This is a genomic window from Sphingomonas sp. DC1600-2 (genome assembly GCF_049897605.1).
Lineage (GTDB): Bacteria > Pseudomonadota > Alphaproteobacteria > Sphingomonadales > Sphingomonadaceae > Sphingomonas.
In genome coordinates this window covers 1-9,939 of record NZ_JAFCWO010000026.1, presented here as the reverse complement: position 1 = coordinate 9,939, position 9,939 = coordinate 1, and the positions used below count along the sequence as shown (strand labels likewise).

At 65.6% G+C, this 9,939-nt stretch carries 8 protein-coding genes; 3 read left to right on the top strand and 5 right to left on the bottom strand.

The features are described from left to right. The coding region (locus ACP7BL_RS17350) for a transposase (RefSeq protein ID WP_426258902.1) at window positions 1-138 on the bottom strand (138 nt) is incomplete at its 3' end. Between the two features lie 427 nt (window positions 139-565). On the opposite strand from ACP7BL_RS17350, the gene ACP7BL_RS17345 reads away from it, so the two are divergent. Continuing rightward, a complete protein-coding gene (locus ACP7BL_RS17345; protein ID WP_426258901.1) occupies window positions 566-1,873 on the top strand; it encodes an MFS transporter in 1,308 nt (435 codons plus the stop codon). Here the strand turns inward: ACP7BL_RS17345 and ACP7BL_RS17340 are convergent. The 3 genes from ACP7BL_RS17340 to ACP7BL_RS17330 all read right to left on the bottom strand — a co-directional run bounded on the left by ACP7BL_RS17340 (window position 1,804) and on the right by ACP7BL_RS17330 (window position 6,682). Continuing rightward, window positions 1,804-3,006 carry a Ca2+-dependent phosphoinositide-specific phospholipase C gene (locus tag ACP7BL_RS17340; protein ID WP_426258900.1) on the bottom strand — a complete coding sequence of 401 codons (1,203 nt, stop codon included), beginning with the start codon at window positions 3,004-3,006 and terminating at the stop codon, window positions 1,804-1,806. The two genes, ACP7BL_RS17345 and ACP7BL_RS17340, sit on opposite strands and share 70 nt — an antisense overlap. 63 nt (window positions 3,007-3,069) lie before the next feature. Continuing rightward, window positions 3,070-5,361, bottom strand: a complete 2,292-nt coding sequence (locus ACP7BL_RS17335) for a TonB-dependent receptor (RefSeq protein WP_426258899.1) — start codon at window positions 5,359-5,361, stop codon at window positions 3,070-3,072. 133 nt (window positions 5,362-5,494) lie between these two features. Continuing rightward, complete coding sequence (locus ACP7BL_RS17330) at window positions 5,495-6,682, bottom strand: TetR family transcriptional regulator (RefSeq protein WP_426258898.1); 1,188 nt, start codon at window positions 6,680-6,682, stop codon at window positions 5,495-5,497. A gap of 192 nt (window positions 6,683-6,874) precedes the next feature. On the opposite strand from ACP7BL_RS17330, the gene ACP7BL_RS17325 reads away from it, so the two are divergent. Then, window positions 6,875-7,726: an SGNH/GDSL hydrolase family protein gene (locus ACP7BL_RS17325; RefSeq protein ID WP_426258897.1), complete on the top strand. Its 852-nt coding sequence runs from the start codon at window positions 6,875-6,877 to the stop codon at window positions 7,724-7,726. A gap of 70 nt (window positions 7,727-7,796) precedes the next feature. Next, window positions 7,797-8,789, top strand: a complete 993-nt coding sequence (locus ACP7BL_RS17320; RefSeq protein ID WP_426258896.1) for an alpha/beta hydrolase — start codon at window positions 7,797-7,799, stop codon at window positions 8,787-8,789. A gap of 383 nt (window positions 8,790-9,172) precedes the next feature. Here the strand turns inward: ACP7BL_RS17320 and ACP7BL_RS17315 are convergent, their stop codons facing one another. After that, a complete protein-coding gene (locus tag ACP7BL_RS17315) occupies window positions 9,173-9,379 on the bottom strand; it encodes a helix-turn-helix transcriptional regulator (protein ID WP_426258895.1) in 207 nt (68 codons plus the stop codon). Window positions 9,380-9,939 lie beyond the last annotated feature (560 nt).

The following is a 9,939-nucleotide window of genomic DNA, read 5'->3' as shown; positions in this document are numbered from 1 at the left end:
ACGACCGATCCACCGAACCAGCGTCGACAAACCGACCCCCAGATCTTCCGCAACCTCACGCTGCGTGCGCCCACTGGTCGCCACCAGCCGGACCGCCTCGTCCTCGAATTCCTTTGTAACCCGTCGTTGCTTCGTCATCGAGTTTGCCTTTCACCTCAGGAAAACTCTCCACTTTTCTGAAGCAAGTCCAAAGCACGTTGAAGCGAAGCGGCGCTATGCGACCGACAACCCCGAGCCGGTCGGCTGGGAAGGTTTCTACTCCCGGCGCGGTGTTGCCGTCACCTGACGAATGACTGACTTGAACTGGGCGCTAACTGCCCGGCAGCTTCCGAGCACAGCCGGTCATTTGTCAGTCCATGCTTGGATGTCCGTTTGAGACGAGAGCTGCCGCTAGCCCCTTGGGAGAACGCCGACTCTCTCGCGCCATGAATTGGGGCGCGCGCGCCGGAATGCGCGCCACAAAGTGTCGCCCGTCGTAAGAGGCAGACGATCTAATTCGCGCTTGTCACACCCGCCGTATGAGTGTCGTACAATCTTCTTAAAGTCGTCTTATGTCGTCGGGGCAATGGCAATTTCCGAACCGGCCCGGACCGCCCCCCCTTCCAGGACCGGACGAATCGCGCTGCGATCGGCATATGGGGCCGGCCATTTCGCGAAAAGCCTCGCGTGGAGCTTCACCGATCTGCTGCTCGCCTATTATGCGAATGTGCGGCTGGGGCTTTCCGCTGGCGATACCGGGCTCCTCATCTTCCTCTCAGCGGTGCAGGGCGCGCTCGCCGACGTCGGTGCGGCTTCGTTGATGCGCCGTGCGGAAGGCGATCTCGGCCGGATTCTAGCGCTCCAGTTCGTTGCCGGGCTGGCGGCGGCGGCGGCACTGCTCGTGATGTTCCGTCCGGCGCACGGGGGCGAAGTGGCGTTCGTGTGTCTTGTCGGCGCGCTGGCGCTGTTCCGCACCCTCTTCGCCTTTTACGATGTCGCGCAGAACGCCCTGGTATCGTTGTTGCCCAGAGATCCTGAGGACGCGCACCATTATGCGGTGATGCGGCAGACGCTGAGCGGTGTCGCGCGGCTTGCGGTGGCGGGGCTGGCGTTCCTGCTGGTCGGTACCGACGCACCGGCGGGCGGCCGCGAGATCGTCGTGGCCGGGGTGATCGCAGCGCTGATCGCGGCCAGCGCCGGCTGGCTTCTGCGGTGGCGAGGCGCTTTGCCGATGGCAGCACTCGTTGGGCGACGGCGTTCGATGCCCACAGGGCTGGCCACGCTGCTCGTCGCCGGCGCCGCGCTTGCCGGCCCCGAAGCGATGACGATGCGGCTGGTGCCGTTCGTCGAGGGGCGCGGACCCGACGAGCCCGCCGGCGCGGCGCTGCTGTTCGCGCTGGTGCTCGGCAGCGTGATCGGGCCGCTGGGATTGCCTCGCCCGGACCGCGGGGTGATGCGGCCGGCGCTGGCGTTCACCGCGCTCGCAGTGCTGGCGGGGGTGGTGTTTCTGGCCGCCCCGCACGCTGGCGTGCTCGCGCTTGCCGCCTGTCTTGCCCATGGCGTGGGCTTCGGCGGCATGATGGCGCTGTTCTGGCGCGAAATGGGCGCGGCGATCCGCGATCATGCGCTTCGCACCGGGGTGCGGACCGACATGATCAGCTTCGCCCTGCTCACCGCGACGATCAAGTTGGCCGGAGCGCTGTCCGGCGTGGGGCTGGCGTTTCTGCTCGACGGGTTCAAGGCGGGCACGCCCACGACGATGGCGGCGCTGGCCGCGATCATCGCCGTGGGCGGTCTGGTCTTCTTGCTGACGATCGCGCCGGGTTACCGTTTCGGTATCTCCAGCAGCGGATTGCGGCGCGCCACGCCGCCGCCTGGCAGCCGCACGACATAGGGCGTGCCGAAGGCGTTGCCGGGATGCTCGAAATCGGTTGAGACGATCTGCGCGCCGCTGGCGAAAGCAGCGTCGGCGCGGGTCATGTCGTTGGTCTTCGCCTCATAGGACTCGATGTCCGAGCGGGCTCGGACGAGATAGCCTTGGCGGACATATTCCCGAATCTGTTCCTGGCGAACCAGCGCATTGTCGAACATCAGGAACGCGGCATGATCCTCGCCGGGTTCGGCGCGCAGGAACGCCATCCGCCCCTTTAGTGAAGGATGCCCGGCCAGATAGCCGCGCGTCGATTCCTCGCCGTTGGCGGTGATCATCAAGATCACGATCTTGCCGCGCGCTGCCTTCAGGCTGGGCCAGCCACCCGCGCGGATCGCCGCGTTCAGTGTCGGGTGCGATCCACGCACGTCGTCCGGCGTAATCAGGCGGCGGCGGCTGAGCACCGAGACGATCTCCGCGTCAAGCGCATCGAACAGCGCCGGGGTGAACGGCACGGTATGCGTCGGGTTCGGCAAAAACGGCAGGTCCGACGACTTGGCCTCAATCACAAGAAAAAGGGGTACATGACCCGGATGCGCATCCGACCAGCCGCGAATCTGCGTTAGGCAGCCTTTCAGGGTGGGGCAGTGGCTGCGGAAGTCGATGTCGGGAATGTGGAGAACCTTGTAGCCCGGCGCAGCGAGCGCGGCGGCATCGAACGGCAACAGGTCGGTCACGCCTTGCGCGCGGAGCAGGCGGTACCCGGCCGGATCGGCGAAATTGCCGCCTTTTGGATCTGGATTGACGTCGATTTCGAGGCTGCGCATCCCCTCGTTCAACTGCGTCGTCAGGTCGGGGTGCAGATAGCTCAGCCCGTCGCTGATCGAGACGTCGTTGGGATGTTCCTCGCGGAACAGCGCGCGCTGCGCCGGCGGCAGCTTGTCCGGCAGGTCGGTGGTCACGCGGCCGAGGATCGGATCGACGATCGCCAACAGTCGCTTGTCGACGGGCATGGCGTAGCTGTTGTGGGTGCCGAGCACCTGGATCTCGTTGATCTTGAGATCGGGATTGAGATCGGGTGCCTCCGGTTTGGGGACGGGGCTGGCAGCAATCAGCGCCGCGGCGAGCGCCGCGAGCGAAACGTATAGTCGGGGCATAGATGGTCCTTGAGCGAGGCGAAGGCCCGCCAGCCCCGGCGATCGGCCGGGGCTGGCCGGGACTCAGAAGCCAAATTTGGCGAACACACCGACGGTGCGATGCGCGTCGCGGGCGATGTAATGCACTAGGCTGAGCGTGCTATATTGTTGGAACGCCGCCGAATAATAGGTGTCGAACAGGTTGCGGCCATAGATGCCGAACTCGAAATCGCGGTTCGCCGGCGACAGGCTGATACGACCGTTGGCGATGCCATAACCGGGAATTTCCGAATAGGCGGGCTGGCCGATCACCGTCCAGACCTTGCTGCGATAGGCGTAATCGAGATTGCTGCGCAGCCGTAAGTTGCCGCCGATCTCGCGCTCGTAGGTCGCGCTGATGTTGCCCTGCCATTCAGGCGCGTTGGTCAGCCTTGTGCCGGCGTAATTGATGGTCGCGTTATATTTGTAATCGGTGAAGCGCGCGTCGGTATAGGTCAGCCCCCCGCTCAGCGTGAGCGCGTCGGTCGCGCGCCACGCGAAGGTGGCTTCGGCACCCCGGCTCTTCAGGCCGCCAGCATTGCCGATCGCCACCACGGCCAGCGGATTGCCCGGCACGAAGGTGACGAGCGAGGTTTGAAAATTGGTGAATTTCGAGCTGAACAGATCGAAGTTGAGGCGCACGCGACGGTCGAACAGTTCGGTCTTGATGCCGGCCTCGATGCTCTTCACCGTCTCGTCCTTATAGGGCGAGTAGTTGTTGCCGACGAACCCCGGACCACCCGGCTTGTAGCCGGTCGACCAAGTGGCATAAAGCATGACGTGCCGGTCGAGCTTGTACTGGCCGGCAATCCGGTACGAGAAATTGTCGCTTTTGATCTCGCCGAACGGCTGGACCGGCGCCGCACTGGTCGGCGTGAAGGTGGCGTTCACGCCCGTGATCGGCAGCGGATCGATCCAGAAGAACGTATAGGCTTGGCTGTTGTCGTCATGGGTGTAGCGCCCGCTGAACGCGAGGCTGGCGCGCGGCGTGATGTTGAACTTGAGCTGGCCGAACGCCGCCTCGCTGGTGTTGGTCGCCTTGAACCGCGCGGCGTTGCCGGGATCGCCGATCGCGCCGGTCAGCGTGTAAAATTTGGTCAGCGGTACGCCGGCCGAGGAAATCAGCGGCGTACCCAGCGTCGCCCATTGCAATTGGGTCGAATCGTTGCGCAGCCGGTTGTAGAACAGTCCGCCGAGATATTCGACGAAGCCGCCGGTCGGCGATGCCCAGCGCAGTTCCTGGCTCACCTTGCGCGTGTGGATGGTGCCCTCGTTATAGGGCAGGAAGGCGAATGTATCGGCGGGCACAAGGTTGGCCGGGGCATCGCCGATGTACTTCGTCTCACGATAGGCGGTGATCGAGGTCAGCGTGTCGCGGCCGATCTTGATCTGCGCGCGCAGCGAATGACCCCAGGTGGCTGTCTGCGTCCGGCCCATCTTGGAATCGGCGTCGTCGTCATTCTCCGGCCCCGGCGTTACGCCATTGGCGATCTGCAGCGCCGTCACCGCCGGAAGCGCACCCGAGACCGAGGTGCGGATGAAATTGTCCCAGTGATGCTCGTAATCGTTGAAATAGGTCAGCTCGATACGGTCGCTCGGCTGGAACAGCAGCTTGGCACGATAGCCATATTCCTTGAACGAGTTGAGCGGCTGGTTGAGCGTGGTGTAGCGGCCATAGCCCTCCTGCCCCTGATCGAAACCCGAGACGCGCAACGCCAGCGTATCGCCGACCGGCACGTTGAGCGTCAGCGTGGCGTTACGATCCTCGCGCTCACCGTAGCTCGCGCTGCCCTTGGCCGAGAATTGGCCGAGCACGGGCTTGACGGTTGTTACGGAGATCACGCCCGACGTGGCATTCTTGCCGAACAGCGTGCCTTGCGGCCCCATCAGCACGTCGATCTGCTGGATGTCCGACAGCCCGGTGAGGCCGGTGTCGCGCTGCGCGTCCATCACCACGTCATCGACGACGAGGCTGACCGACTTTTCGTTCGAGTAATCGAACGACGTGCTGCCGACACCGCGGATCTGGAAGGCCGCGCCGTTGGTCGCATCGAACTGAACACCGGGGACGACATATTGCAGGTCGGTCACCGAGCGGAAATTCGAGTTTTCCAGCGCCTTGCCGCTGACCGAGGTGATCGAGACCGGCACATCCTGCAGGCTTTCGCTACGGCGCTGCGCGGTGACGACGATGGTGGCGAGACCCTCGTCCGGCGCGGCCTGCGTTTCCGGCGCGGGTGAGGGTGCGGCTTGTTGGGCATACGCTTGTGCGAACGGCGTGCCGGTGGCGACGGTACCGAGCAGAAGCAGATGATGAAGGCGGCGTACAGATATCATTGGTCCGAATCCCCGTTTCGTTGGCTGACGCAGCGGCGGCTATCAGCGACCAATGACGCTTACGTGACAGTTGTACGAAATACTTTGAGGCTTTCACCTCGTAAAACTGTCGGAAGATACGATTGTACGGATTTCAGCCGAGGCGGGCGGTGGCCTGAAGGCGGTCGATCAGCGCAAACGCAGAGGTGTCGGCCGCAGGGTCGATCACGCCATCCAGCAGCAACTGGCCGATGCCGGTCATGGCAATCGCCTGCGCGGACAGCAGATCGAATGGTGCCTCGCCATCGACCAACCGGTTGAGGCGCACGAGGTAATTCTCGCCGCGGCGACGACGCATGTCCGCCGCGAACGGTTTGAGGCTCGGAATGCGCGCCGCCACCAGAGCGATAGCGAAGGTGGCGCGCGCAATCTCGATACTGTTCAGTTCATGCTCGGGTTCGCTCATCCTTTGCGCGTCGACCGTCCCCTGCACGCGGACGATGATGTCGTTGATCCCGGCCTTCAGCAAATCGTCCTGCCGAGGGAAGTGATAGGCGAGCGTGGAATTGGCATAGCCCGCGCGCGCGGCGACGGCGCGATGCGTTACCGCGTCAGCGCCTTCCTCGACGATCAGCGCGGAGATGTGGCGCGCGGCCTTGGTCTGCCAGTCGCTCATCGCCGGCGTGCGGTAGCGGCCAGTCTCGTCCAGCGCGTCCCCGAGCGCGGCGTGGAACACGGCGAACTGCGATAGATCGGGCGAGTCGGGTCTCCTCACCAGTTCGCCGCACAGGCGCTGGAGATTGAGCCGGCGCAGCCAGCGATAGGCGGCGAGCTCGCCTATCGCGAGGCCATGCGCGATCTCGTCGGTGCTGAAGGCGTGGAGGACGTCGCCAAGCTCGGCCCGCCCGAGCGGTGCCGCCACCGCGCGCCAGAACGTCAACCGCTGGACCTGCCAGGCCGAGAGCGAGGCCGCGATCTCGGGATGCGACGGCGCGCCCTGGATCAGCTCGCAGTAAAAGCGCGTGCGCAGTGCCGCGACGCCGACCATGTCGCCAACGACGGCATCGACCAGATCGCCGAGCAACGCGCCATCGCGGACATCGAGCGCGCGGATGCGGGTGAGCCAGCGATCGAGAAACGCACCGTCCTCCGCGCGCGCGGCCGCGATCAAGCTCGCAACCAGCGTGTCCTTGAGACCGAAGCGGTGCGACAAGGCCGAGACGGTCGTGTCCAGTTGCTCGGCGAGCGGCCGCAAGCTCAGCCCGCCGAGACCGTTCGCCGCGACCAGCGTCATCGCGGCATTGAGGACGGAGGGAAGATCGGTATCGGCGCGCTTCGGCATGACGGGTCCGTCGTCGTTCGAGGAGGGCGCCGGGGCCGGTGGACCAGCCCCGAACGCGTATACGTTCGCATTCTAGTACGCCCGACACATCTTGGCTAGGAAAACGGACGTGTAAAAGTTCGTACATGTGTAATGTTGCCGTCATCCGCGCGCGGTACGCCGGCGCACGCGATCGGACGAGGGAGAATGGCGATGCGATGTCGAGACGATGAAACCGGCCGCGCGCGTCGGCGTGGCTGGCTGTCGGCACCGCTGCTGTTGCTCGTCGCGACCGCCGCGCGGGCGGCGCCGCAGGGCGATGGCGATGGCGGCTATGTCTGCCCGCCGGTGCCGGCCGCGCTGGTCGCGTACCGGAACGCGGTGGACACGCCACCCCCGCCTTCGGCCGCAGACCTCGCAGTCTATCACGCCTATGTTCAGGTGCTCCAGGCGAACGACTGGGCCTATCTCTGCCGCTATCGCGACGAGAACCGCGCCACGTTGCGCGAACCGCGCCCGCGCGTCGTTCTACTCGGCGATTCGATCACCGAGAATTGGAAGGCGCGCGACCCGAAGCTGTTCGCGGCGGGCATCGTCGATCGCGGCATCGGCGGCCAGACCGCGCCGCAAATGCTGTTGCGCTTCTATCAGGACGTGATCGCGCTGCGGCCGCGGGTCGTGCATATCATGGCCGGCACCAACGATATCGCTGGCAACACCGGCGCGACCAGGGACACGCAATATCGCGACACGATCCGCGCGATGGTCGATCTCGCGCGCGGGCACGGCATCAAAGTCATCCTCGCGAGCATCCTGCCCGCCCGCGCTTTTCCGCAGCGGCCGGACTTGCGGCCGGCGGCGCGTATCCGCGCCTGGAACGCTTGGCTGCGCGATTATGCGCGGGCCAACGGACTCGTCTTCGTCGATTATCACGCGGCGCTGACCGATGCCGAGGGCGGGTTGCGTCCCGAACTCACCAGCGATGGCGTGCATCCGACCCGTGCCGGCTACGTGCCGATGGACGCGCTGTTCCTGCGCGCGCTGGCCGAAGCCGAGCGGCGCTAGCATGACCCAAGGAAACACACTGGACAGGCAGACTCCGGCGCCACCCGGTCCCGATCGGCGCAGGTTTGGCGTGGGCGCGCTCGCATCGCTGTTCGCTGCCACGGTGCCGCAGGTGCAGGCGCAAGCCCGCGCGGCAAGCGCGTTGCCCGACCCCACAGCATGGTCGCACGCCTGGCCGCCCGCGGACGTGATCCCGTTGTGGCCGGGCGTGCCGCCGGGTCGGATCGCTGGGTTCGAGGTGCCAGCGACGCCCATAGGCTGGACGGGCGGGGCATGGCCCGCCGCCTTCCTGCGGCGCACCGCGATGCCGACGCTCAACGTCTTCCGCCCGGCGCATCCCACCGGCGAGGCGCTGCTGGTGTGCCCCGGCGGTGCTTATGTGTTCGTGTCGGCAGCGATCGAAGGTGTCGATGTCGCGCGCGCGTTCAACGCGCTCGGCGTGACGGTGTTCTTGCTCAGCTACCGCTTGCCCGGTGAAGGTTGGCAGGACCGCGCGAACGTGCCGCTGCAGGACGCGCAGCGCGCGATGCGGCTGATCCGCGCCCGCGCGCCCGCGTTCGGTATCCTGCCCGAACGCGTCGGCGTGCTCGGCTTCTCCGCCGGCGGGCATCTCGCCGCGACGCTGGCGGTCGATCATGCCGAGCCGATCTACCAACCCGTCGATACCGCCGATCGGCAGAGCGCTCGGCCGGCCTATGCCGGTCTGATCTACCCGGTGATCCTGACCGACGGCCCGCTCGCTCATGCGCGCTCACGCGCCGAACTGCTTGGCCCGTCACCGTCGCCGGAGCAGGCGGCGCATCGATCGCCCAACCTTCGCGTCTCGCTCACCACGCCGCCGTGTTTTCTTGCCCATGCGGCCGACGACACGACAGTGTCGATCGACAACAGCCTTTCCATGTATGCGGCACTCCGGGCGGCCAAGATCGTTTGCGAGGGCCATTTCTTTGCGGAAGGACAGCATGCCTTCGGGACCGGTCGCGCCGACCAGCCGAGCGAGCTCTGGCCGCAGCTCTTCGAGCGTTGGGCGCGATCCACATTACGGCAAGTGTCGCCCGGTTGACCGTCCCCGGATCGCGTCGGCATTAGCCGTCGAGCTCGCGGTATCCCAGGCGGATCCGGTCTAGACCCTACGAGAGCCGTAGATTGGGCACGCAGATCGTCGTAGCGGCCCCTCCGAGCGCCTTCTCGCCAGGTCGCCAGGTCCGGCGTCATCGGGTTCTTCACGACATCGGCACGCCGCAGTGTAGCCGTGGTCGGAAAACCGCGGAACGGCAATTTCTGGCCGAAGCCGCCGCTCAGGCCCTGCGGCAGGAATGACCGCAAAGTCCCAGCTGCGGACCTTCAAGGTGGTGTGACAGTGATCCTTTAGGAAGAGAAAGGCTGGGGGGCGATGGCTGTGTCCGATGTCACTAATGGTGCGCCAAGCGCCGCAGGGATTTCCAGTCACCTTCGCTCGACGCTGTAAAACATCGGATTGCGCAGCCAGTCCATGACCGCGGATTCGCGCCATCCGACGCAGCGGGCGGCGATGCGTACCTGAGGGGGAAAGGTCCCTTGGTCGAGCTTGCGATAAAGGGTGGAGCGGCTGAGGCCAGTGCGGTCGAGCACGGTGTTGAGGCGGAGAATGCGGTCGCGGGTATCGGTGGTCATGGCATGATCCTGGTTCGCAGGTGATCCAATGGCGTGCTGCGATCAGGATTGAGATGGCCTGGGCGCAGGACAAGGGGGCGGGGGCCGAGGTGCACCGGGCTGCACCAGACTGGCCCGAACAGTCCCCATAAAGTCAGGAAGCATTAGGCCTGTGGCGTCCCGCGCCGACGCGCGGTCGAGCTCTATGGCGCTGTGCGCCACCGAGTCGCCTTTGGCGTCTCGGCCGCAGGGCGGTTACGATCTCTGACGAGGATCGCTCGCGCGCGATCGATCGGAGCCGGGCAAGTCGCCCGGCCTGCGGTCATCGCGCTTTGGGCGCGATGGCGTTTGTGCCTCCGGCACGCGATCTGGCGGGGGAGCGTCGCTGTCCCTTAGGCCCGTCGCGGCAGGCCGCAACTCAGGCTGTGCCTGAGTGCTCCATTGCATTGCGCCCCTTTGGGTGGGGACTGTCAGGATTTCCGTGTGTGGGCGGGCATAATGGGTAAAGAGGAGATCCCATATGTCCCGACGCAAAGAACCTGCGATACCGAATGAGCTTCTCGACCAGTTGCTGGCGGGCG